Source organism: Mycobacterium europaeum, assembly GCF_002102155.1.
GTDB classification, from domain to species: Bacteria; Actinomycetota; Actinomycetes; order Mycobacteriales; family Mycobacteriaceae; genus Mycobacterium; species Mycobacterium europaeum.
The window spans coordinates 38509-60466 of the sequence record NZ_LQOU01000012.1 but is presented as its reverse complement, the minus strand read 5'-3'; the positions used below and the strand labels follow the sequence as shown (position 1 = coordinate 60466).

22 protein-coding genes and 2 pseudogenes are annotated in these 21958 nt (G+C 68.7%); 8 read left to right on the top strand and 16 right to left on the bottom strand.

From position 1 onward, the window contains the following. Together AWC03_RS06135 and AWC03_RS06130 are read right to left on the bottom strand one after the other, a co-directional pair. A pseudogene (locus tag AWC03_RS06135) lies at positions 1 to 352 on the bottom strand (two-component sensor histidine kinase); the annotation flags it as partial. Further along, the gene (locus AWC03_RS06130; RefSeq protein WP_085239631.1) at positions 349 to 1071 is read right to left on the bottom strand and encodes a response regulator transcription factor; all 723 of its coding nucleotides are present in this window, start codon (positions 1069 to 1071) and stop codon (positions 349 to 351) included. The gene AWC03_RS06130 and the pseudogene AWC03_RS06135, both read right to left, overlap by 4 nt. Before the next feature lie 185 nt (positions 1072 to 1256). On the opposite strand from AWC03_RS06130, the gene AWC03_RS06125 reads away from it, so the two are divergent. From AWC03_RS06125 to AWC03_RS06115, 3 genes are all read left to right on the top strand, one after another. Next, positions 1257 to 1631 carry a hypothetical protein gene (locus AWC03_RS06125; protein WP_085239630.1) on the top strand — a complete coding sequence of 125 codons (375 nt, stop codon included), beginning with the start codon at positions 1257 to 1259 and terminating at the stop codon, positions 1629 to 1631. Between the two features lie 99 nt (positions 1632 to 1730). Beyond that, the gene (locus AWC03_RS06120; RefSeq protein ID WP_085239629.1) at positions 1731 to 1988 is read left to right on the top strand and encodes a hypothetical protein; all 258 of its coding nucleotides are present in this window, start codon (positions 1731 to 1733) and stop codon (positions 1986 to 1988) included. Between the two features lie 65 nt (positions 1989 to 2053). After that, positions 2054 to 2470, top strand: a complete 417-nt coding sequence (locus AWC03_RS06115) for a nitroreductase family deazaflavin-dependent oxidoreductase (protein WP_142278333.1) — start codon at positions 2054 to 2056, stop codon at positions 2468 to 2470. Here AWC03_RS06115 and AWC03_RS06110 read toward each other — a convergent pair. The 3 genes from AWC03_RS06110 to AWC03_RS06100 are packed head-to-tail and all read right to left on the bottom strand — an operon-like array spanning position 2467 to position 4455. Continuing rightward, on the bottom strand, positions 2467 to 2823 hold the full coding sequence (locus AWC03_RS06110) for a DoxX family protein (protein WP_085239627.1): 357 nt from the start codon (positions 2821 to 2823) through the stop codon (positions 2467 to 2469). The two genes, AWC03_RS06115 and AWC03_RS06110, sit on opposite strands and share 4 nt — an antisense overlap. A gap of 9 nt (positions 2824 to 2832) precedes the next feature. Continuing rightward, positions 2833 to 3981, bottom strand: coding sequence for an SPFH domain-containing protein (locus tag AWC03_RS06105; RefSeq protein WP_085239626.1), 1149 nt, complete (start codon positions 3979 to 3981; stop codon positions 2833 to 2835). A 36-nt stretch (positions 3982 to 4017) separates the two neighbouring features. After that, a complete protein-coding gene (locus AWC03_RS06100) occupies positions 4018 to 4455 on the bottom strand; it encodes an NfeD family protein (protein WP_085239625.1) in 438 nt (145 codons plus the stop codon). A 57-nt stretch (positions 4456 to 4512) separates the two neighbouring features. Here AWC03_RS06100 and AWC03_RS06095 point away from each other — a divergent pair, with 57 nt between their 5' ends. Beyond that, the gene (locus tag AWC03_RS06095) at positions 4513 to 5439 is read left to right on the top strand and encodes a hypothetical protein (RefSeq protein ID WP_085239624.1); all 927 of its coding nucleotides are present in this window, start codon (positions 4513 to 4515) and stop codon (positions 5437 to 5439) included. A 216-nt stretch (positions 5440 to 5655) separates the two neighbouring features. Next, a complete protein-coding gene (locus AWC03_RS06090; RefSeq protein WP_085239623.1) occupies positions 5656 to 6348 on the top strand; it encodes a rhamnosyl O-methyltransferase in 693 nt (230 codons plus the stop codon). Between the two features lie 140 nt (positions 6349 to 6488). Here the strand turns inward: AWC03_RS06090 and AWC03_RS06085 are convergent, their stop codons facing one another. From AWC03_RS06085 to fabG1, 3 genes are read right to left on the bottom strand one after another with little or no spacing between them, the layout of a single operon-like run. Continuing rightward, positions 6489 to 7505, bottom strand: coding sequence for a ferrochelatase (locus AWC03_RS06085; RefSeq protein ID WP_142278332.1), 1017 nt, complete (start codon positions 7503 to 7505; stop codon positions 6489 to 6491). 22 nt (positions 7506 to 7527) lie between these two features. After that, positions 7528 to 8337, bottom strand: coding sequence for an NADH-dependent enoyl-ACP reductase InhA (gene inhA, locus AWC03_RS06080; RefSeq protein WP_085239621.1), 810 nt, complete (start codon positions 8335 to 8337; stop codon positions 7528 to 7530). Between the two features lie 47 nt (positions 8338 to 8384). Then, positions 8385 to 9152, bottom strand: coding sequence for a 3-oxoacyl-ACP reductase FabG1 (gene fabG1, locus AWC03_RS06075; protein WP_085239620.1), 768 nt, complete (start codon positions 9150 to 9152; stop codon positions 8385 to 8387). A gap of 92 nt (positions 9153 to 9244) precedes the next feature. Between fabG1 and AWC03_RS06070 the strand changes: the two genes are divergently transcribed. Continuing rightward, the gene (locus tag AWC03_RS06070) at positions 9245 to 10084 is read left to right on the top strand and encodes a type IV toxin-antitoxin system AbiEi family antitoxin (protein ID WP_085239619.1); all 840 of its coding nucleotides are present in this window, start codon (positions 9245 to 9247) and stop codon (positions 10082 to 10084) included. A 62-nt stretch (positions 10085 to 10146) separates the two neighbouring features. Here the strand turns inward: AWC03_RS06070 and AWC03_RS06065 are convergent, their stop codons facing one another. The 6 genes and pseudogenes from AWC03_RS06065 to AWC03_RS06040 all read right to left on the bottom strand — a co-directional run bounded on the left by AWC03_RS06065 (position 10147) and on the right by AWC03_RS06040 (position 16371). Next, positions 10147 to 11154, bottom strand: coding sequence for a VWA domain-containing protein (locus AWC03_RS06065; protein WP_085239618.1), 1008 nt, complete (start codon positions 11152 to 11154; stop codon positions 10147 to 10149). After that, positions 11151 to 12062 carry a DUF58 domain-containing protein gene (locus tag AWC03_RS06060; protein WP_420845646.1) on the bottom strand — a complete coding sequence of 304 codons (912 nt, stop codon included), beginning with the start codon at positions 12060 to 12062 and terminating at the stop codon, positions 11151 to 11153. Before AWC03_RS06060 ends, AWC03_RS06065 begins: the two co-directional genes overlap by 4 nt. 38 nt (positions 12063 to 12100) lie before the next feature. After that, positions 12101 to 13234 (bottom strand): chaperone MoxR1, encoded by a 1134-nt coding sequence (gene moxR1 / locus AWC03_RS06055; protein ID WP_085239616.1) that lies wholly within the window; start codon positions 13232 to 13234, stop codon positions 12101 to 12103. Between the two features lie 152 nt (positions 13235 to 13386). Next, a complete protein-coding gene (gene ripB, locus AWC03_RS06050) occupies positions 13387 to 14124 on the bottom strand; it encodes an NlpC/P60 family peptidoglycan endopeptidase RipB (RefSeq protein ID WP_085239615.1) in 738 nt (245 codons plus the stop codon). A gap of 25 nt (positions 14125 to 14149) precedes the next feature. Next, positions 14150 to 15587: pseudogene (gene ripA, locus AWC03_RS06045) on the bottom strand (NlpC/P60 family peptidoglycan endopeptidase RipA). Positions 15588 to 15828: 241 nt separating this feature from the next. Then, positions 15829 to 16371 (bottom strand): Rv1476 family membrane protein, encoded by a 543-nt coding sequence (locus AWC03_RS06040; protein ID WP_085239614.1) that lies wholly within the window; start codon positions 16369 to 16371, stop codon positions 15829 to 15831. Positions 16372 to 16572: 201 nt separating this feature from the next. Here AWC03_RS06040 and AWC03_RS06035 point away from each other — a divergent pair, with 201 nt between their 5' ends. Both AWC03_RS06035 and AWC03_RS06030 read left to right on the top strand, forming a co-directional pair. Next, positions 16573 to 19392, top strand: coding sequence for an aconitate hydratase (locus tag AWC03_RS06035; RefSeq protein WP_169716509.1), 2820 nt, complete (start codon positions 16573 to 16575; stop codon positions 19390 to 19392). A gap of 20 nt (positions 19393 to 19412) precedes the next feature. After that, positions 19413 to 20027, top strand: coding sequence for a TetR/AcrR family transcriptional regulator (locus AWC03_RS06030; RefSeq protein ID WP_085239612.1), 615 nt, complete (start codon positions 19413 to 19415; stop codon positions 20025 to 20027). Between the two features lie 13 nt (positions 20028 to 20040). On the opposite strand, the gene AWC03_RS06025 is transcribed toward AWC03_RS06030, so the two are convergent. Together AWC03_RS06025 and AWC03_RS06020 are read right to left on the bottom strand one after the other, a co-directional pair. Next, a complete protein-coding gene (locus tag AWC03_RS06025) occupies positions 20041 to 20238 on the bottom strand; it encodes a helix-turn-helix domain-containing protein (protein ID WP_085239637.1) in 198 nt (65 codons plus the stop codon). 91 nt (positions 20239 to 20329) lie between these two features. Further along, on the bottom strand, positions 20330 to 21958 hold the full coding sequence (locus AWC03_RS06020) for an ABC-F family ATP-binding cassette domain-containing protein (protein ID WP_085239611.1): 1629 nt from the start codon (positions 21956 to 21958) through the stop codon (positions 20330 to 20332).

Here is a 21958-nt window from a genome sequence, read left to right as displayed (position 1 = left end):
GGGCCAGGAACGGCGGGGGCGGCAGGGGCGGCCGGGCCATCGGGCCGGTGACGGTGTCGGGACTGATGCTCCGGTCCCCGTACGTCGCGCCGTCGGCGGTGACCAGCAGGGCGCGCACCCCGCCGCCGTTGAGCTCGGCGGCCAGCAGATCGGGTGACGTGCGCGCGGCGTCCAGCGCCTCGGCGCGCGACGCGGTGGCCAGCAGCCGGTCGTGCAGGTTTCGACGGGCGAGAACACCCAGGCTGACGTCCACGGTGACGCCGAGCAGCAACAGCAGCAGGGCCAGCAGCGCCACCACCACCAGCGTCACCCGGCGCTGCAGGGACGGGGTCCGAGTCGATCCGGCAGTCATGATCGCTGGGGCTGCAGCCGGTAGCCGATGCCGCGCACGGTGTGCAGGATGCGCGGCCCGTGGGCTTCGAGCTTGCGCCGCAGGCCACTGATGTGCACCTGGACCAGGTTGGGGTCGTAGGCGTCGTACCCCCACACCGCGTTGAGGATCTGGCCGGCGCTGACGATGCGGCCGCGCTGCTCGACGAGGAAGGCCAGCAGCCGCAGCTCCGTCGCGGTCAGGTCGAGACGCTGACCGGCGCGCGCGGCGATTCCGGCGTCGGCGTCGAGGATCAGGTCGCCGACCTGGACGACTTGCGGCAGCCGTCCGCGCCGCCGCAACACCGCCCCCACCCGGGACACCAGTTCGGCCAGCTCGAACGGTTTGATCACGTAGTCGTCCGCCCCGCCGTCCAGGCCGCGCAGCCGATCCTGCAGGCCCTCGCGCGCGGTGATCAAGACGATGCCCACATCACCCCAGTCGCGGACCACGTCGATGAGGTCGAAGCCGTCGCGCCCGGGCAGCATGACGTCGAGCACCACCAGGTCCGGGCGCAGACCGTCCAGCGCCTCCTCCAGCCCGTCGCCGTCACAACGGCCGACGGCGTGGTAGCCGACGTCGGTGAGTGCCTCGCTGACCATTTCCCGGATCGTCTCGGAGTCTTCGACCACCAGAACCCGGGGCGCGGCGACGCTGAAGCGGCCGGCGGCGGCTCGCGGGCAATTCGTCATGCCTCCCATTGTCGGCGGCGGTGCTGAAACCAACCTGAAGCGGCGGCGCAGCTATGTCGGGAGCCTCAGCCGTCACGAGAACGTCGGGATGTGCTCAAGTGCAACGCCGCTCACTACCGCTGGTGGCAGGAGTGACCCACGGGGCCCCAGTTTCTTCAGGTCCGCTTCAGTTCCGGCTCCTACCGTCCGGTGCCATGACCACAAACGACGACATCGACACCCCGACGCCCGCCCCGCCACCGGCCGCCCCTCGACCAGGTGAGCCCCGCCGCCACTCCACCGGGGTGGTGGTCGGCGCCGGGCTGGCGGGCGTGCTGCTCGGCGCGGCCGGCACCATCGCGGCGATCGCCTTCGCCTGGATCGTCAGCGTCGGCCCACCCGGGCCACCGCCGCCGCCCGGGCCGCCGCCGATGATGGCGCTGCAGCACGGACCACCTCCCCCGCCGATGGGCGGACCCATGGGAGGTTTCGGGTTCGCGCCACCACCCGGCCCACCCGGCCCGCCGCACGGCGCCTGGCCGTCGCCGCCCGGCGAGGTGCCCCCGCCACCACCGGCTCCGCACAGCTGACCGTCCTGCCGCCGTCACGATCCCCCAAATCGTGACGGCGGCAGCCGTCGCGCCAGTAGCGTCTCGGATGACCGACATCCGACGACCATGGGGAGCCGCATGACCACGGACAACCTGGGAACCCGCCGCTTCCCGGCGGGCGTCGCCGCCATCGCCGGCCTGGTCGGCCTGCTGCTCGGCGCGCTCGCCACCTTCGCGATCACCGGGCTGGTCTGGACGGTGCGGGTCGAGCTTCCCCCGCCGCCATATCCGCCACCGCTGTCCTCGCAGTCGGGGGGCGGATGCGTCTACCCGTCGCCGCCGGCACCCACATCCGCGCCGGCCGTCATGCCCGCGCCGCCGTTGCCGCACGCCTGATGCCCGGGCAACGAAGGTCTTTTCTGCCCAGCGCCGGCGCACGCGTGCTGCGGTCGCGCCGACTCATGCGCGCACCGATCTGGCTTTACAAGGCCCGCGCGGGCGCGCTGTTCGGATCCCGCATGCTGATGCTCGAGCACACCGGCCGCAAGTCCGGCACACCGCGCTACGTGGTGCTGGAGGTCGTCGGTCACCCGTCGCCCGACACCTACGTCGTCGCTTCCGGCTTCGGCCGAAAGGCGCAGTGGTTTCGCAACGTTCAGGCGGACCCGCGCGTGCGCGTCTACGTCGGCGGCCACCCGCCGCGGCGCGGCACGGCTCGGGTACTGCCCCAAGACGAGGCGGACCGCGCCCTGTCCGCCTACGTCAGCCGTCATCGCAGAGCGTGGGAGCAGATGCGGCCGGTGCTGGAGGAAACGCTCGGCGTTCCGATCACCGAGACCGACACCCCGCTGCCGCTGGTCGAGTTGCGCCTGGACTAGCTGCGGTCGGGCCCCTGGGCCGTCATCACGGCGAAGGTGGCCAGGAACATCGCCGCCGGCAGGGCGTTGACCACTTTGTCGCGGACCCGGATGTGCGCGCCGAGCGCCACGACGAAATAGATCGTCAGCATCGCCGTCGTCAGCCGCGCCAGGGCCGGGAAGCGGGTGACCGACAGCAATCCCACGGCGGCGGCGCCCTTCACCACCGGCAGCACCGGCCGCACGTTCTCCGGCAGACCCACGTCGTCCAGGACCTTCTTGATCGGAGCGACCTGGACACCGCATAGCACCGCGTCCACGGCGTGGAAGGCGCCGAGCGCCACGTAGGTCTTGCGCGAAGTGAAAAGGCTCATGCGGCAATCCTATTGGGCCAACTGCGGCGGCGTCCCCGGCGGTGTGCCGTCGACCGGCTGGCGGGCGCTCGCTTCGGCCTTGGCCACCGCCTGGGCGATCGCGGGATCGGTCTCGGTGGAGAACCAGTCGGCGACGTCCGCGTCGTCGGATTCGGCGGCGTGTTGGGGTGTGTCGTCGACCGGGGAGGGCTCGAACCGGAACACCCCGTCCTGGCCCGGGGTGCCCAGCATCCTGGTGAACCCCTGCAGGGCCGCATTGAAGTCGCTCGGCACCACCCACACCTTGTTGGCGTCACCGCGCGCCATCTCCGGCAGGGTCTGCAGGTACTGGTAGGCCAGCATCTCCGGGGTCGGCCGGCCGGCCTTGATCGCGGCGAACGTCTTCTCGATGGCCTTGGCCTGCCCCTGCGCCCGCAGGTAGGCCGCGGCGCGCTCACCCTGTGCGCGCAGCATGCGGGACTGCCGGTCGGCCTCGGCGGCCAGGATCGCGGCCTGCTTGGCACCCTCGGCGGCCAGGATCTGCGCCTGCTTGGCACCTTCGGCCTGGGTGATCGCAGCCTGCCGGTTCCCTTCCGCGGTCAGGATCATCGCCCGCTTCTCGCGGTCGGCCTTCATCTGCTTTTCCATCGAGGCCTGGATCGACGGCGGCGGGTCGATGCTGCGCAGCTCGACCCGGGCGACCCGCAGGCCCCAGCGGCCGGTCGCCTCGTCGAGCACACCGCGCAATTGACCGTTGATCTGGTCGCGCGAGGTCAGCGTCTGCTCCAGCGTCATGCCGCCCACCACGTTGCGCAGCGTGGTAGTGGTCAGCTGCTCCACGCCGACGATGTAGTTACTGATCTCGTAGACGGCCGCCTGCGGGACGGTGACCTGGAAGTAGACCACCGTGTCGATGTTGAGGGTCAGGTTGTCCTCGGTGATCACCGGCTGCGGCGGGAACGACACCACCCGCTCACGCAGGTCCACCCGGGCGCGCACCCGGTCGATGAACGGCACCAACAACGTCAGCTGACCACTGACCGTCCGGCTATAGCGGCCCAGCCGTTCGATCACCGCGGCCTCCGCCTGCGGGATCAGCGCAACCGACTTGGCCACCACAACGATGGCGAATATCACCAAGACCGCCAACAACACCAAACCAGCAACCGCACCTTGCACGCGAGTTCCTTTCTCTCACAGCGCCTCTCGCGGCCTTCACAGACCGCTCTTGAAGACCACCGCCGTAGCGCCGTCAATGTGCATGACGGTCACCGCCTCCCCCGGTTCGTAGATGTCGTCCTCGTTGAGCGGACGCGCCGTCCACACCTCGCCGTCGAGCTTCACCCGGCCATCGTCGCGGCTGATCCGCTCGAGCACCAGCGCTTTCTTGCCCTCCAGCGCCTCGATGCCGGTCTGCAGTATCTGGGCGGGCGTCAGGCGCCGCCGCAGTGGGGGCCGGACCAGCACCAGCAGCAGCACCGAGACGATCAAGAACACCGTCCCGTTCGCCCACACCGGCCAGTTCGTCAGCCAGCTGGTCACCGCCGCGGCCAGCGCGCCGCCGCCCAGCATCACCAGGAACAGATGGCCGGTGAGCGCTTCGGCACCGGCCAGCACCAGCGCGAATATTAGCCAAAGCACCGCCGCGGGCATGCGGCCAGAATACGCGTGATCGGCCTTTGCCGGACAAAACAACTACACTGCGGAATCGTGTGGTGTCCCAGTGTCTCGCTGTCCCTGTGGGCCAATGCCTGGCTCGCGGGCAAGGCCGCGCCCGACGACGTCTTGGACGCGTTATCGCTATGGGCGCCAAAGCAATCGGTCACCGCGTATGATGCGGTCGCCGCGGGCCATACCGGGCTGCCGTGGCCCGATGTGCACGACGCCGGGACGGTGACGCTGCTGCAGACGCTGCGCGCCGCGGTTGGCCGGCCGTCGCCCACTCCGGGCGGCCCGGGCCCGCTGCGCGGAACGATCAACGTGCTTTTGCCCGTGCCCGGCGACGTGCGCGGGCTCGCCCCCGGAACGCAGTTCGAACGTGACGCCCTGGCCGCGGGCGAGGCGATCATCATCGCCAACCCGGCCAATCCCGCCACCGCCGTCGGGCTGGTTCCCGAGTTCTCCTACGACGATGAGCCGGACGACTTCCCCGAGCCGTACGCGCTGGCCTGGACGGTGTACTCGCTGCCGGGCGTGCCGGTGCTCGATCACTACGAGCTCGGCGATGCCGAATACACGCTGCGGTCGGCGGTGCGGTCGGCCGCGGACGCGCTGGGCGCCATCGGGCTGGGGTCGGCCGCGACCGACGTCGACGACCCCCGGGGCCTCGTCGAGCAACTGCTGGAATCCGCACGGCAGCACCGGGTTCCCGACCACGCGCCGACCCGCGCGCTGCGGGTGCTGGAGAACGCCGCGCACGTCGACGCGATCATCGCGGTCAGCTCCGGGCTCAGCCGCTCAGCCGACTCGCCGGAGCGTTTCGCCGCGCCCATCGTCGCCGGCCCCGAGCCGTTCGGGACGCAATCGTCCTCGGAGGCGCGCATCGCCGGCGACGCGCTGCGGCCACTGACCGCCGTGGTGCGTTCGGCGCGGATGGCCGCCGTCACCGCGATCCTGCACTCGGCGTGGGCTGACTAGGCCTCGTCGCGCCTTGCCTTGGAGAGGTGGCGACCAGCTTCGCCCGGCTACGCGGCGTTTACGATCGTAGCGACGAGGCACCAAGGCTCCCAGCCAATTTCGAGGTCCCCAGTGCTTGGTCGGAACAGTCATTATCACCTGCCTCCGATAGGGCCGGTCTCGCGATAAGTAAAGAAAATCACAACACGGCGAGAATTCTTGTGATAAGCAAAAGCGATGACGGACTGGCGGGAGAAGGTCAGCTTCCTCGTGACGCGGCTCCGCCGACCATCCGGTGAGGCAGCTGAAGAATACCTGAAGTGGTATTTCGGTAATCTGGTGTGGCAGCGGACCACGTGGCTGGGCATCAGCTGCTGGAAGTCGGTCACCGACCTGTGGAACTACCAAGAGATCCTATTCGATCTCAAGCCATCGCTGGTGGTTGAATTCGGCACACGTTACGGCGGCTCGGCTGTGTTTTACGCCAGTATTCTGCGTCTAATTGATCGACCGTTCAAAGTCTTGTCGGTGGATATTTCCTGCGGCGGTCTTGATCCTGCAGCTCGCCGCTACCCCGAGATCGAGTTCGTTGAATCGTCGTCTACGGAGCCCGCCATCGGGGAGCGTATTCGCCAGCTGAAAGCCGAGTTCCCGGGCAAGGTCTTTGCAATCCTGGATAGCGACCACTCAAAGGATCATGTACTCGCCGAGATGAAACTACTGCGGCCGCTGCTATCCGCCGGCGACTATCTTGTGGTGGAAGATTCCTGCGTGAACGGACATCCGATCATGCCCGGATTTGGCCCGGGCCCATACGAGGCCATCGAAGCGTACGAGCAGGAGTTCCCAAACGATTACGACCACGACTGTGTGCGTGAGAACAAATTTGGGTGGACGCTGGCGCCCAATGGATACCTCATCCGCAGGTGAGAGCGCCGCTGCCGCAAAAGACGCTCGACTGAGGCCTCGCTGCTGAGGTGCCGGCCACGGAAGCGCGGCCCGGTGTCAGGGAGTTACCGCTTTGTGCGGTCGTATCGAACTCGGCACCGCCACCCCGCCGCGTATCCCGATTACTCGCCGCTGCGTTCTTCCCGCGCGCAGTGCGGTGGCCGGCACGGCGCGCCGTCGACACTGGCCAGACAGCCGGGCACCGGGTCCGGGCCGGCCACCCGGGCCGGCTCTCGGCCGGTGCGCAGTTCGTCGATCAGATCGGCGGCCAGCCGGGCGAATCGCCGGTCGGCGTTGGGCGTGGCGGCCCGCGCGAACGCCAGCCCGGCCGCGTCGGCCTGGGTGCGCAACTCCTCGTCGAGATCCCACACCACCTCGATGTGGTCGGCGACGAACCCGATCGGACAGACGATGACCGCCTCGGTGCCCGACGCGGCCAGCGCGGCGAGGTGGTCCTCGACGCTGGGCTCCAGCCACGGCACCTGCGGCGGACCCGAACGCGACTGCCAGGCCAGATCGTAATCGGCGTAACCCGCCGCGGCCGCGACAAGCCTTGTGGCATAAGCGACTTGACGGCTATAGAGCCGTGGGCCGAGACGCTGATCCGCGGCCACCGGGACCGAGTGCGCGGTGAATACCAGCCGGGCGCCGGCGGGCATCTTCTCGGCCGCGGCCGTGACCGCGCCCGCGAACATCTCGACGAAGAGCGGGTGGTCGAAGTAGGGCCGCAGCTTCACCAACTCGGGCGCCTCGGGCCCCGCCGCCGTTCGCGCCCTACCGATGTCCTCGGTGTACTGCGTGCAGCTCGAGTAGCCGCTCCACGCCGACGTAGTGAACACCGCGGCACGACGAACACCGTTGTCGCGCATGGTCTTCACGGTGTCTTCGACGTAGGGCTCCCAGTTGCGGTTGCCGAAGTAGACCGGCAGGCCCTGCACCGCCTCGAGCTCGGCGATCAGGGCGCGGTTGATGCCGTTGATCGGCGATACCCCGCCGAAATGCAGGTAATGCTGCGCGACGTCGTCCAGGCGCTCGGGGGGCACGTTGCGCCCGCGGGTGACGTTCTCCAGGAACGGCCGCACTTGCTCGGGGCCCTGCGGACCGCCGAAGGACAGCAGCAGGACGGCGTCGAATTCCATTGGGGCTAGAGCAATTCCGCTTTTAGAGCAACTGCGTACTGGCGCCACCATCGGCGAAGATGATGGTGCCGGTGGTTGCCGGCAGCCAGTCCGAGAGCACGGCGCACACCGTCTTGGCGACCGGCGTGGGGTCCTTCATGTTCCAGCCGATCGGTGCGCGCTGGTCCCAGCCCTCTTCCAGCAGTTGCATCTGCGCGCCGGCCTCCTCGCCGAGCGCGCCGCCGACGATCGCGGACATGGCCAGCGTCCGGATGGGGCCCGCCGCAACGAGGTTCGAGCGCACCCCGAACTTGCCGGCCTCGCGGGCGACGAACCGGTTGACCGATTCCAGTGCGCTCTTGGCCACGGTCATCCAGTTGTAGGCGGGCATGGCCCGGCTGGGGTCGAAGTCCATGCCGACGATCGACCCGCCGGGGTTCATGATCGGCAGCAGCGCCTTGGCCAGCGAGGCATACGAATACGCCGAGATGTGGATGCCCTTGGAGACGTCCTCATACGGCGCGTCGAAGAACGGGTTGATGCCCATCCCGGTCTGCGGCATGAAGCCGATGGAGTGCACCACGCCATCCAGCTTGTTGCCTTCGCCGATCTCGGCGGTGACCCGCTCGGCGAGGGTGCTCAGGTGCTCCTCGTTCTGCACGTCGAGTTCGACCAGCGGGGCCTTCTCCGGCAGCCGGTCCGCGATGCGCTGGATCAGCCGCAAGCGGTCGAAGCCCGTCAGCACCAACTGGGCGCCCGCCTCCTGGGCCACCTTGGCGATGTGAAACGCGATCGACGAGTCGGTGATGATCCCGGAGACCAGGATCCGTTTGCCCTCGAGCAGTCCTGCCATGTCCGTCCTTAAATGTCGTGGTTGAAGTCGTTGTGTCCCGGGCGCTTTCAGTGGCCCATGCCCATGCCGCCGTCGACCGGGATGACCGCCCCGGCGATGTAGCTCGCATCCTCGGACGCCAGGAAGCTGACCGCCCCGGCGACCTCCTCGGCCGTGCCGACCCGCTTGGCCGGAATGAATTCCAGTGCACCCGCTTGGATCCGCTCGTCGAGCGCGCGGGTCATCTCGGTGTCGATGTAGCCGGGCGCGACCACGTTGGCGGTGACCCCGGCCTTGGACAGCTCGCGGGAGATCGAGCGCGCCATGCCGATCAGGCCGGCCTTGGCGGCCGCGTAGTTGGCCTGGTTGCCGATTCCCCACATGCCGGACACCGACCCGATGAAGATGATCCGCCCGAACCGCTTGCGCTGCATGCTGCGCGATGCGCGCTGGGCCACCCGGAACGCCCCGGTGAGGTTGGCGTTGATGACCTCTTCGAACCGCTCCTCGGTCATCCGGATGAGGAAGGCGTCTTTGGAGATGCCGGCGTTGGACACCAGCACCTCGACCGGACCCTGGTGCTCCTCGACCTCTTTGAAGGCGCGGTCGACGGCTTCGTTGTCGGTGACGTCACACACGACGCCGAACAGCCCCTCGGGCGCCCCGGATCCGCGGTGGGTGACGGCCACCTTGTGGCCGTCGGCGGCCAGTCGCTGCGCGATCGCCAGACCGATCCCCCGGTTTCCGCCCGTCACCAGAACGGAGCGCGATACGAAGGCGGGTTTGCCGCCGGTGGCGGTACTTTCGGTGGTGTTCTCGGTGGCCGTGTCAGTCACCCCGTCAACCTATCGCCTCGGGTTGCGCCTCCCGTAATGTCCCCCCTTTCGCGCTCACGCGCGTTGTCGGTGGTCGTCGGCACACTTCCGCCATGACAGACGCCTTCCTGGGCAGCGAGGCCCTGGCTGCCGGCTTGCTGACGCCCTATCGGCTGCGCAGTCGGTACGTCGCCCTGCACAAAGACGTCTACGTGGCGCGTGATGCAGAGCTCACCGCGCGACTGCGTGCCCAAGCGCTGTGGCTACGCTCTCGTCGCCGCGGCATTCTGGCCGGTTACTCCGCTTCGGCGCTGCACGGCGCCAAGTGGATCGATGCGAGTCTTCCCGCCGCCGTCATCGACACCAACGCCCGCCGCGAACCCGGCGTCCAGGTCTGGGAGGACCGCATTGAGGCCGACGAGGTGTGCATCGTGGAGGGCATGCGGGTGACCTCCCCGGAGCGAACGGCGCTCGATCTGGCCCGTCGCTTTCCCCGGGACCAGGCCGTCGCCGCGGTCGACGCCCTCGTTCAGGCGACGCATGTGAAACCAGCCGACGTCGAGCGATTGGCCGAGCGCTACCGGGGTGGTCGGGGTATGAAAGCCGCGAGGGCTGCCCTCGACCTGGTCGATGGCGGCGCGCAATCACCCAAGGAGACCTGGCTGCGCCTGCTGTTGATTCGCGCCGGGTTTCCGCGTCCGCAGACACAGATCGCAGTCCGCAATGAATGGGGTTGGGCCGAAGCATATTTGGACATGGGCTGGGAAGACCTCAAGGTCGCCGCCGAGTATGACGGAGACCAACACCGGTCGAGCCGCTACCAGTACGTCAAGGACATCCGGCGACTAGAAAAACTGGAGCGGCTCGGATGGATCGTGGTCCGGGTCGTAGCTGAGGATCATCCCCAGGACGTCATCTACCGGGTGCGCGAGGCGCGGGCCTCGCGAGCTTAACCAGGCTGCGAAATCCGGGGCGGAACATCGCAGCCAGGTCAGGCACGCGAGAAAAGAAGCCGTCAGGTCGGGAGGCGGCGGTTGATCAGCAACGCCGCCAGGGCCGCAAGCGCCAAGACCAGCGCACCCAACCGCACCCAGCCCATGCTGGCATCGCCTTTGATCGTCTCGTAGCCGATCTGCTGCTGCAGCGTCGCGTAGACGGCCTTCAGCTCGGCCAGGCTCGCGGCGTTGTACCAGCTGCCTCCCGAGAGCTCGGCGACCTTCTTCATCGTCGAGTCGTCGACGGGCACCGGCTGGCGCTGGTCGTTGATCTCGACGAAGCCGTACGGCGTGCCGAAGGAGATCGTCGAGATCGGCACGCCCTGATCCTTGGCGGTGCGCGCGGCGGTGAAGGCGCCCTTGGGGTTGTCCGGATTGGTCGGCATCGTCTCCTTGCCGTCGGAGAACAACACGATGCGCGCCGGCGGCGGCGTGTCGCCGCCCCCGATCACCGCGCCCACGGTGGCGATGGCCTGCAACGCGGTGAAGATGCCTTCGCCGGTCGCCGTGCGGTCGGCGAACTGCAGCTTGTCCAGCGCGTTCTTCGTCGCGTCCCGGTTGGTCGTCGGCTGCACCAGCACGGTCGCGGTGCCCGCGTACTCGATCAGCCCGAGGTTGATGCCGGGGGTCAGCTCGTCGGCGAACTGCTTGGCCGCATCCTGGGCGGCCGCCATCCGGTTCGGCTGCACGTCGGTGGCCCGCATCGACTGCGACACGTCGATCACCAGCATCACCACCGCGCGGTTGCGCGGGATCCGCACGTCGTGCGTCGGGCCGGCCATCGCGATCGTGAACAACACCAGCGACGCCACCAGCAGGATCGCCGGCAGGTGCCGCCAGCGGGGAGGCCGCTCCGGCGCGACGCTTTCCAGCAGCTCCATGTTGGCGAACCGCAGCATGCGCCGCTGCCGCGCCAACTGCATCACGATGTAGAGCGCGGCCAGCCCGACGACGACGAGGAGGAAGAGGAAGAACCACGGATGTTCGAAGCCCGACAACGACATCGGGCCGAGGAGCGGCAACGTCACTGCCGCCCCGCCAATGCACCGCGCCGGCGGGACTCGACGAACCGGACGATGTCCGCGATCCAGTCGCGGTCGGTGCGCAGCGTCAGTAGCGGGGCCCCGCAGCTGCGGACGGTGCGCGCCACGTCGGCGCGGTGCGCCGCGGCGGCCTTGGCGAAGTCGTCGCGCAGCTGGGCGTCGATGGTGAACTCGCGGGTGACGCCGGACTCGGCGTCCTGCAGCACGACGTCGCCGATGTCGGGCAGTTCGACGTCGCGGGGGTCCAGCACCTCGATGGCGAGCACCTCGTGACGAGCCGCGATCGCCCGCAGCGGGCGCATCCAGTTGATCGGGCCCAAGAAGTCGCTGATGATCACCGCCATGCCGCGCCGGCGTTCCGGTCGGCGCAACGCGTCGATGGCCGTCGCCAGATCCCCGCGCACCCCCACCGGCGCCCGGGGGGTGGTGGCGATGGTGCGCAGCAGCGTCTGCTCGTGCTGGCGCCCGGAGCGCGCCGGGACCCGCGTCATCGTCTCCCCGTTGGCGATCAGCGCGCCGAGCCGGTTGCCGCCGCCGCTGTTGAGGAACGTGATCGCGGCCGCGGCCGCCACCGCCAGGTCCCGCTTCTCGCATCCGACGGTGCCGAAATCCAGGCTGGCGGACATGTCGACCACCAGCCAGGTTTCCAGCTCGCGGTCGGCGATCATCTGCCGGACGTGCGGGTGCATGGTGCGCGCGGTGACGGCCCAGTCCATCCGCCGGACGTCGTCGCCGGGCTGGTACTCGCGCGACTCCCCCGGCTCCGAACCCGGACCGGGGATCAGGCCGAGGTGGTCGCCGTGCAGGACGCCGTCGAGCTTGCGCTTGACCGTCAGCTCGAGCTGCCGCAGCGCCGCCGCCAGCTTCGGGTCGACGATCTGCCCGCGCTGCATCGATGGCGGATGTGGCACCGCCGGATGCTGGGGGTCGGTCACCGACCGCTGGCCGCGCCGGCGGCCTGCATCACCGGGGGCACCGACTGCCCTTGCTGCGGAACGGCGTTCACCTGGGGCAGGGCGACCGTTTGCAGGATCCGGTTGATGACGATCTCCGGCGAGATCTCGTCGGCGAGCGCGTCGTAGGTGAGCACCAAGCGGTGCCGCAGCACGTCGGGAATGACGTCGACGACGTCTTGCGGGATCACGTAGTCGCGGCCACGCACCAGCGCCAGCGACCGGGACGCGGCGATGATGCCCAGCGAGGCACGCGGGGACGCGCCGAACGAGATCCACGTCTTGACGTCGTTCATCCCGAGCTGCTCGGGATAGCGGGTGGCCATGACGACGCGCACCACGTAGTCGACCAGTGCGTGGTGGACGAAGTTGTTGGCCGCGATGTCCTGCAGCCGCAACAGGTCGCCGGTGTTCAGGATCTGCTTGGGCTGCGGCGGCTTCACGCCCATCCGGTAGATGATCTCGCGCTCCTCCTCCGGCGAGGGGTAGCCGACGTTGATCTTGAACAGGAAGCGGTCCCGCTGGGCCTCGGGCAGCGGGTACACGCCCTCGTGCTCGATCGGGTTCTGCGTCGCCATCACCAGGAACGGGTTGGGCAGATCGAAGGTCTTGCCGCCGATCGACACGTGGCGTTCCTGCATGACCTCCAGCAACGCGGACTGCACCTTGGCGGGCGCGCGGTTGATCTCGTCGGCGAGCAGGAAGTTCACCACCACCGGGCCGAGTTCGGTGTCGAACTCCTCCTTGCCCTGCCGGTAGATGCGGGTACCGATGATGTCGGTGGGCACCAGGTCGGGCGTGAACTGGATGCGGGCGAACGTGCCGCCCACGACCTTGGCGAAGGTGTCGACGGCCAGCGTCTTGGCCACGCCGGGAACACCCTCGAGCAACACGTGCCCCTTGGAGAGCAGACCGACCAGCATCCGCTCGACGAGCTGATCCTGCCCGACGATGATCCGCTTGACCTCGAAGATCGCCCGCTCCAGGGTGTGGACCTCGGCGGCCAGGCCGTTACCGCCGCCGGACGGCGCTTCCTGGGCCGGCGGGCCGGACTGCCCGCCCGGGCCCGGGTAACCGCTGGCGCCCGGGGGCGGCCCACCTGCTGCTGTCATCAATAACCCTCCACAGCTCATTCGGACACGACTGCTTGCAACACCACTGCCGTGGGGCCGCGACGTGCCCGCGTCCAACTATTCCAGGCCCGCCGGATTCCGTCGACGCTGGTGGTTCGCCCCGCGAACCGGTACGGCTGACCGCACCCGGATCAGTACTCGATGATCCTAGTCAGGAACGGCGTCATGCCGGGCTTGCGAACCGGGCTGACGGTCACCTTGCCGGCGAGGCTGGACGCCTCCAGCATCTGCCCGTTGCCCAGATACATCGTGACGTGCTGGCCGCCGTTCGGGCCGTAGAAGATCAGGTCGCCGCGCCTGGCCTGGTCCGGCGGGATGTGGCGGCCGGCGTTGTACTGGTCACCGGAGAACCGCGGGATCAGCACGCCGACGCCGGCGAAGCCGTACCGCATCAGGCCCGAGCAGTCGAAGCCGGTGATGTTGGCGCCGTCGCCGACGCCCTTGCTGGGACCGTCCAGCGAGCCACCACCCCAGGAGTAGGGAACGCCCATCTGCGATCCCATCCGCTTGATCACGTACTCGATGGCCTGCCGGCCGTAGACGCGGGGGATCTTGCCGCCGGGGTTGGTCGGGGTGGCCGCGGTGGGGGCGTCGTTGCCGCCGATGTTGATGCCGAGCCCGCCGAGGAATTGCCTGCCCAGATTGAACGTGGTCTGGGTGGCCTGCGCGGTGGCCTGCAGCGAGGCGTTGGCGACCGCGAGCGGGTCGCCGGGAGCGCCGGCGCTGATCGTGGCGGGCAGCGTCGGGTCCCACCCGCCGGGGTCGGCCGCGGCCGGGGCGGTCCCGGAGTAGGCCACAGACAACATCAGCCCGGTCACCACGGTGGTGATCCAGGCGAAGTTGATCAGACGAATCCGCTTACGGCGCATGGTTTTCCGTTCAGTTCTCATTCGTTCACCACTCGATGTAGCGGACCACGTAGGGCGTCATACCGCTGGTGCGCACCGGCGCAACGCGGACTTTCAGGCCGATGTCGGGGGCCTCGAGCATTTGGCCGTTGCCGAGGTAGATCGTCACGTGCTGGCTGCCGCCGGGCCCGTAGAAGATGACGTCGCCGCGGCGCATCTGCGAGGACGGGATCTTGCGGCCGAGGTTGTACTGCGACCCCGAGTAGTGCGGCAGCTTGATGCCCACGCCGGCGAACGAGTAGAGGACCAGGCCCGAGCAGTCGAAGCCGGTGATGCCGGCCCCGGAGTCGATGCCCTTGCTCGGCCCGGCCGCGTTGCCGCCGCCCCAGGAGTAGGGCACGCCGATCTGCGACATGCCGCGCCGGATCACGTATTCGCTGGCCTGCCGCCCGTAGACCCGCGGGATGCGGCCGGCCGTCGCACCGGGGGACGCGTTGGTGATGCCGGTGTCGTCGGGCTTGAGGATGCCGAGCTGCTGCAGGAAGTTGCGGCCCAGGCCCGCGGTGACCTGCGTCGAGGTGGCGGAGATGCCCAGCACCTGGTTGATGACGGCGATCGGGTCGCCCGGGACGTTGGCGCTGGGGATCATCGGCAGCGTGGGGTCCCAGGCGCCGTCCCAGCGACGGGCGCCGCCCTGCGGTGCCCGTCGCGCCCGGGGAACCGGTCTCCCACCGGTCACCCGACGCCGGAGCGGCGGGCCCGCCCGGAGCGAGAGACCATTGCCGTTTGGCCGCTTCGAGTTTCGCCTGCGCCTCGTCGCGTTCGGCGGCCAGGCGAGTGACTTGTTCGCGCTGCTCGTCGAACTTGCGCCTGGACTCGGTCAGCGCCGCCACCGCGGCGTCCTGGCTGCCCTTGGCGTCGGCGGCGGCCTTGTCCGCCTTCTGCTTGGCCAGCCGCGCCGCCGACTCCTTGTTCACCTGTTCGGTGCGCGCCCGCTGCAGCTTGGCCATCACCGTCTGGGAACTCGCGGACAGGGTCTTGGCGGCGGCCTCGGTGGCGATGATGTCCTCCGGGCTGCTGGCCGTCAGGTAACCGCTCGAGGGGCCGTTCATATAGGTGGCGGCCGCGAACGTGTCGAACCGCCGCTGCGCCGCGGCGATCGCGGCGTTGGCGTCGTTGACCGCCTGCTGGCTGGTCTCCAGGTCGTGCTGGGCCGCGGCGGCGTTGTCCCGGGAGGTCTCGACGTCGACCAGCGCCTTGTTGACGCTCTCCTGTTCGGTCTGGATTTCTGCGCTCAGGTTTTCCAGCCGCTGGTTGGCCTTGGCGACGTTGGCGATCAAACCGGCCAAGCTGTCGGCGGCGGTGTCGCCGTGTGCGAGCCCCGGCGTGCAGAGCAGAAAAGCCACGCTCAGCACCGACGGCACGACCGGCCGAACCAGCCTCGCGACCGGCCAGGCAGCGGAGCCCCGGCGTATGCGTGTCATCCGACTCAGGTCTCCTACGGCTCAACGTGACGGGCGGCGCCGGCCACGAAGTTCACCAAGGGCGCCAAAGGCAACAGCAGCATCATTTGCACCGTACGTCACAGTTTTGGGCGCGCAAACGCTCCGCCGAAATCGCACTCTCTACGTGCGTTTAATGTGACCGAACGGTGACCTACGGGTTTGCCGCGCGGCGGCGGGGCGACCCGGGTGCGGAAGTTCCGGCCGAGCCGGACGCGCCTGGCTAGGCCGTGTTGGTGGGCGTGACTTCCTCCGCCCCCGCCGAACCCGCCGGGGGTGCCGAAAGCTTGCTGCGCACCTGCAGGAATCGGGTCCCGACGGCCGCCGCGAGCACGGCGAGCAACAGGAAGATCGTCAGACCCGTCCAGGGGAATTCCGGGGAATTCAGCTCGTTCAGGAAGTGCTGCGCCGAGACCATCGGATTGCCCGTCTTGGCGATGTCCTCGCCGGCCTCCAGCGTGACGCGCGGGAATTGCGTGCTGTAGCTCCCGACGTAACTGGGGCTCAGCGTCAGGACGGTGGCGTCGTGGTAGTCGGCGCCGACCACCGTGGAGATGTCGCGCAGTGGGGTGTCGTTCGGCGGGTTGTGGTCGAGCAGCACGATCTTGAGGTTGATGCCGTGCGCATGGGCTTCGTCGACGATGTGCAGCAGGCCCGGCATCTCCGCCGCCGGCGCGCTGACGCCCGTGGCGGCGACCTGAGCCTTGACCGCGGTCATGTCGACGTCCTGCGGGATGTAGACGGGTAGGGCCGGGTGCAAGGTCATGATGTCCCTCCTGCCGTAGCGCTAGTGGCACCGTACGCGACTTCGTTGCGGGGGGTTTAAACCGTCGGCTCAGACGACAAGACTGGGACTACGGACGCCCCGCCTTAATGCAGGACAAGCGTACTGTTAAAGTGGCTGTACTCGTATGACGCACCGCCGACACGGCCCGTCGGTGGAAGAACTTAATCCTCGGGAGTTGAAGTGAGCAAAGAAGATTCTGTGAACTCGTTCGGAGCACGCGACACCCTCGAGGTCGGCGACAAGAGTTACCAGATCTACCGCCTCGACGCCGTCCCCAACACCGAGAAACTCCCCTACAGCCTGAAGGTCCTGGCCGAGAACCTGCTGCGCAACGAGGACGGCAGCAACATCACCAAGGACCACATCGAGGCCATCGCCAACTGGGATCCCAAGGCGGAACCCAGCATTGAGATCCAGTACACGCCCGCCCGCGTCGTCATGCAGGACTTCACCGGGGTGCCGTGCATCGTCGATCTGGCCACCATGCGGGAGGCCATCGGCGACCTCGGCGGCAAGGCCGAAAAGGTCAACCCGCTGGCGCCGGCCGACCTGGTGATCGACCACTCGGTGATCGCCGACCTGTTCGGCACCGCCGACGCCTTCGAGCGCAACGTCGAGATCGAATACCAGCGCAACGGCGAGCGCTACCAGTTCTTGCGCTGGGGCCAGGGCGCTTTCCGCGACTTCAAGGTGGTGCCGCCGGGCACCGGCATCGTGCACCAGGTCAACATCGAGTACCTGGCCAGCGTGGTGATGGAACGCGACGGGGTGGCCTACCCGGACACCTGCGTGGGCACCGACTCGCACACCACCATGGTCAACGGCCTGGGCGTGCTGGGCTGGGGCGTCGGCGGCATCGAGGCCGAGGCCGCGATGCTGGGCCAACCGGTGTCGATGCTCATTCCGCGGGTGGTCGGCTTCAAGCTCACCGGTGAGATCCAGCCGGGCGTCACCGCGACCGACGTGGTGCTGACCGTCACCGAGATGCTGCGCAAGCACGGCGTGGTCGGCAAGTTCGTCGAGTTCTACGGCGAGGGCGTGGCCGAGGTGCCGCTGGCCAACCGCGCCACCCTGGGCAACATGAGCCCCGAATTCGGTTCCACCGCAGCGATTTTCCCGGTCGACGAGGAGACCATCTCCTACCTGCGGTTCACCGGCCGCTCCGAGGAGCAGCTGGCGCTGGTCGAGGCCTACGCCAAAGCGCAGGGCATGTGGCACGACCCCAAGCACGAGCCGGCGTTCTCCGAATACCTCGAACTCAACCTCTCCGACGTGGTGCCCTCGATCGCCGGGCCCAAGCGCCCGCAGGACCGGATCGCGTTGTCGGACGCCAAGTCCACCTTCCGCGCGCAGATCGGCGACTACGTCGGCGACGACCCCGACAAGACGGAGTACTCCAAGCTCGACGAGGCGGTCGACGAGACGTTCCCGGCCAGTGACCCCGGGGCGCTGGAGAACGGCCACGCCGACGACGCCCCGAAGGTGGAGTCGGCCGCCAAGCATGCCAAGGGCCGGGTGAGCACCCCGGTGACGGTGAAGTCGGCCGACCGCGGCGAGTTCGTGCTCGACCACGGCGCGGTGGTGATCGCGGCGGTCACGTCGTGCACCAACACCTCCAACCCCGAGGTGATGCTGGGTGCGGCGCTGCTGGCCCGCAACGCCGTCGAGAAAGGCCTGACCGCCAAGCCGTGGGTGAAGACGACGATGGCGCCCGGTTCGCAGGTGGTCCACGACTATTACGAAAAGGCCGGCCTGTGGCCGTATCTCGAGAAGCTCGGCTTCTACCTCGTGGGGTACGGCTGCACCACGTGCATCGGCAACTCCGGCCCGCTGCCCGAGGAGATCTCCAAGGCGATCAACGACAACGACCTGTCGGTGGCCGCGGTGCTGTCCGGTAACCGCAACTTCGAGGGTCGGATCAACCCCGACGTGAAGATGAACTACCTGGCGTCGCCGCCGCTGGTGGTCGCCTACGCGTTGGCCGGGACCATGGACTTCGACTTCGAGAACCAGCCCCTGGGCACCGACAAGGACGGCAACGACGTCTATTTGAAAGACATCTGGCCGTCGCAGAAGGACGTCTCGGACACCATCGCCTCGGCCATCAGCCAGGAGATGTTCACCAAGAACTACGCCGACGTGTTCAAGGGTGACGAGCGGTGGCGCAACCTGCCCACGCCGAGCGGCAACACCTTCGAGTGGGACCAGAACTCGACCTACGTGCGTAAGCCCCCGTACTTCGAGGGCATGTCGGCCGAGCCGGAGCCGGTCCGCGACATCACCGGCGCCCGGGTGCTGGCGCTGCTGGGCGACTCGGTGACCACCGACCACATCTCCCCGGCCGGGGCGATCAAGCCGGGCACCCCGGCGGCGCAGTACCTCGACGAGCACGGCGTGGAACGCAAGGACTACAACTCCTTCGGCTCGCGGCGCGGCAACCACGAGGTGATGATCCGCGGCACGTTCGCCAACATCCGGCTCCGCAACCAGTTGCTCGACGACGTCTCCGGCGGCTACACCCGCGACTTCACCCAGGACGGCGCGCCGCAGGCGTTCATCTACGACGCCGCGCAAAACTATGCGGCGCAGAACATTCCGCTGGTGGTGCTGGGCGGCAAAGAATACGGCTCGGGTTCGTCGCGGGACTGGGCCGCCAAGGGCACCCTGCTGCTCGGTGTGCGGGCGGTGATCGCCGAGTCCTTCGAGCGCATCCACCGCTCCAACCTGATCGGCATGGGCGTCATCCCGCTGCAGTTCCCCGAGGGCAAGTCCGCCAAGGAATTGGGGCTGGACGGCACCGAGGTGTTCGACATCACCGGCATCGAGGCGCTCAACAACGGCAAGACGCCCAAGACGGTACGGGTGAAGGCGGCCAAGGAGTCCGGCGATCCGATCGAGTTCGACGCGGTGGTGCGGATCGACACCCCGGGCGAGGCCGACTACTACCGCAACGGCGGCATCTTGCAGTACGTGCTGCGCAACATGCTGAAGTCCGGTTAGGAAGCCGGCCAACCCGGCCCATGCCAAAAGTCAGTGAGGGCCATCTGGCGGCGCGCCGCCGCCAGATCCTCGACGGCGCCCGCCGCTGCTTCGCCGAATACGGCTACGAGAGGGCGACGGTGCGGCGGCTGGAGCAGGCGATCGGGATGTCGCGCGGCGCGATCTTCCACCACTTCCGCGACAAGGACGCGCTGTTTTTCGCGCTGGCGCACGAGGACGCCGAGCGGATGGCCGACGTGGCGTCGCGCGAGGGCCTCATCCAGGTGATGCGCGACATGCTCGCCGCCCCCGACCAGTTCGACTGGCTGGCCACCAGATTGGAGATCGCGCGCAAGCTGCGCAACGACCCCGACTTCAACCGCGGTTGGGCGGAGCGGTCCGCCGAACTGGCGGCGGCGACGACCGATCGGTTGCGCCGGCAGAAGGAGGCGCAACGGGTCCGTGACGACGTACCCGGCGACGTGTTGCAGTGCTACCTGGAGTTGGTGCTCGACGGCCTGGTGGCCCGGCTGGCCTCGGGCGAGGACCCGCGGCGGCTGTCCGCCGTGCTCGACCTGGTGGAAAAGTCGGTGCGCCGCAACGGATCCGGCGATGCGGCCCGCGAGCCCGACGCCGCTGTGAACAAGAAGGCGTGAGTTCGCCGCGACGCTACGCTCGCGCGGTCCGCGAAGTGTGGTTGGGCCCACCCCGGCCGCGCAACGTGGTGCCCGCCTGAAGCAGCATGGCGTGAACCGAGCCGTACGATCTTCCGGTGCTGGCCGCCAGCGTGCGGATGCTGGCCCCGCCCTCGTAGGCGTTACGCAGCTCGAACAACAACTGCTCGCGGGTCTTCTTCGACCTCTGCAGCGTCCTTTTCATGGATGCCCTCCGCGCCCGAACACGATCGCAAGCACAAGAGTAGGAAGCCGCCGCCGCCCGCGGGGCGATTTGACCGAAGTCAGGCGAGCTCGATGAGATCCCGGTACTCGTCGGACCAGAAGTCCTCGGTGCCGTCGGGCAGCAGCACCACGCGCTGAGGGTCCAGCGCCTCGGCCGCTGCGGGGTCGTGCGTCACCAGCACCACCGCACCCTGATAGCTGCGCAGCGCGTCGAGCACCTGTTCGCGCGAGGCGGGATCCAGGTTGTTCGTCGGTTCGTCGAGCAGCAGCACGTTCGCGGTGGAGGCCACCAGACCGGCCAGCGCGAGGCGGGTCTTCTCCCCACCCGACAGCGTGCCCGCCGGCTGGTCGAGTTGCGGCCCGCTGAACATGAACGCGCCCAACAGCCCGCGCAGGTCCTGCTCCCCCGAATCGGGTGCGGCGTGCCGGATGTTCTCCCAGACGCTGGCGTCGTTGTCGAGCGTGTCGTGCTCCTGCGCGAAGTAGCCCATGCGCAAACCGTGTCCGGGCTCCAGCCCGCCGGTGTCGGGCTGCTCGGTGCCGGCCAGCAGTCGCAGCAGCGTGGTCTTGCCGGCGCCGTTGAGGCCCAGCACCACCACCCGGGAGCCGCGGTCGATGGCCAGGTCGACGCCGGTGAACACCTCCAGCGAGCCGTAGGACTTGCTCAGCCCCTTGGCGACCAACGGCGTGCGACCGCACGGGGCGGGGGTCGGGAACTTGATGCGGGCCACCTTGTCGGCCACCCGCTCCTCGTCGAGCGCGGCCATCATCCGGTCGGCGCGGCGCAACATGTTCTGGGCCGCAACGGCTTTCGTGGCCTTGGCGCCCAGCTTGGCGGCTTGCGTGCGCAACGCGGCGGCCTTGCGTTCGGCGTTGGCGCGTTCGCGGCGGCGGCGCTGCTCGTCGGTGGCCCGGGCGTCCAGGTACTTCTGCCAGCCCATGTTGTAGACGTCGACCTCGCCGCGCACGGCGTCCAGAAACCAGACCCGGTTCACGACATCGGCGAGCAGTTCGACGTTGTGGCTGATGATCACCAGCCCGCCGGTGTGGGCCCGCAGGAAATCGCGCAACCAGCCGATCGAATCCGCGTCGAGGTGGTTGGTGGGCTCGTCGAGCAGCAGCGTGGTCGACGACCCCGCGCCGGTGTCGGACGCGGCGAACAGGATGCGCGCCAACTCCACCCGGCGGCGCTGCCCGCCGGACAGCGTGCGCAGCTTCTGCGTCAGCACCCGGTCCGGCAAGCCGAGGCTCGCGCAGATGCGGCTGGCTTCACTCTCGGCGCCGTAGCCGCCCAGCGCGACGAACTGCTCCTCGAGCTGCCCGTAGCGGCGGATCGCGCGGTCGCGCGCGTCGTCGTCGGCGACCTCGGCCATCAATGCCTGCTGCTTTTCCAGGTCGGTGAGCAGCACGTCCAGACCGCGGGCAGACAGAACGCGATCGCGGGCCAGGACTTCCAGGTCGCCCTCTTTGGGATCCTGTGGCAGATAACCGATTTCACCGGCGCGGGCGACGGATCCCGCATACGGTTCGGTCTCGCCCGCCAGGATGCGCAGGGTGGTGGTCTTGCCCGCGCCGTTGCGACCGACCAGCCCGATGCGGTCGCCGGGCTGCACGCGCAGATCCGGGCCATCCGGTGAGAGCAGAATGCGCGCGCCAGCGCGGACCTCGAGGTCCGTGGCCGTGATCAC

Bases quoted from the DNA above. Each gene is read 5' to 3' on its own strand.
- AWC03_RS06130 (WP_085239631.1), bottom strand. From the start codon at position 1,071: ATGGGAGGCATGACGAATTGCCCGCGAGCCGCCGCCGGCCGCTTCAGC.
- AWC03_RS06125 (WP_085239630.1), top strand. From the start codon at position 1,257: ATGACCACAAACGACGACATCGACACCCCGACGCCCGCCCCGCCACCG.
- AWC03_RS06120 (WP_085239629.1), top strand. From the start codon at position 1,731: ATGACCACGGACAACCTGGGAACCCGCCGCTTCCCGGCGGGCGTCGCC.
- AWC03_RS06115 (WP_142278333.1), top strand. From the start codon at position 2,054: ATGCGCGCACCGATCTGGCTTTACAAGGCCCGCGCGGGCGCGCTGTTC.
- AWC03_RS06110 (WP_085239627.1), bottom strand. From the start codon at position 2,823: ATGAGCCTTTTCACTTCGCGCAAGACCTACGTGGCGCTCGGCGCCTTC.
- AWC03_RS06100 (WP_085239625.1), bottom strand. From the start codon at position 4,455: ATGCCCGCGGCGGTGCTTTGGCTAATATTCGCGCTGGTGCTGGCCGGT.
- AWC03_RS06090 (WP_085239623.1), top strand. From the start codon at position 5,656: ATGACGGACTGGCGGGAGAAGGTCAGCTTCCTCGTGACGCGGCTCCGC.
- AWC03_RS06085 (WP_142278332.1), bottom strand. From the start codon at position 7,505: ATGGAATTCGACGCCGTCCTGCTGCTGTCCTTCGGCGGTCCGCAGGGC.
- inhA (WP_085239621.1), bottom strand. From the start codon at position 8,337: ATGGCAGGACTGCTCGAGGGCAAACGGATCCTGGTCTCCGGGATCATC.
- AWC03_RS06070 (WP_085239619.1), top strand. From the start codon at position 9,245: ATGACAGACGCCTTCCTGGGCAGCGAGGCCCTGGCTGCCGGCTTGCTG.
- AWC03_RS06060 (WP_420845646.1), bottom strand. From the start codon at position 12,062: ATGCAGCGCGGGCAGATCGTCGACCCGAAGCTGGCGGCGGCGCTGCGG.
- moxR1 (WP_085239616.1), bottom strand. From the start codon at position 13,234: ATGACAGCAGCAGGTGGGCCGCCCCCGGGCGCCAGCGGTTACCCGGGC.
- ripB (WP_085239615.1), bottom strand. From the start codon at position 14,124: ATGCGCCGTAAGCGGATTCGTCTGATCAACTTCGCCTGGATCACCACC.
- AWC03_RS06040 (WP_085239614.1), bottom strand. From the start codon at position 16,371: ATGACCTTGCACCCGGCCCTACCCGTCTACATCCCGCAGGACGTCGAC.
- AWC03_RS06030 (WP_085239612.1), top strand. From the start codon at position 19,413: ATGCCAAAAGTCAGTGAGGGCCATCTGGCGGCGCGCCGCCGCCAGATC.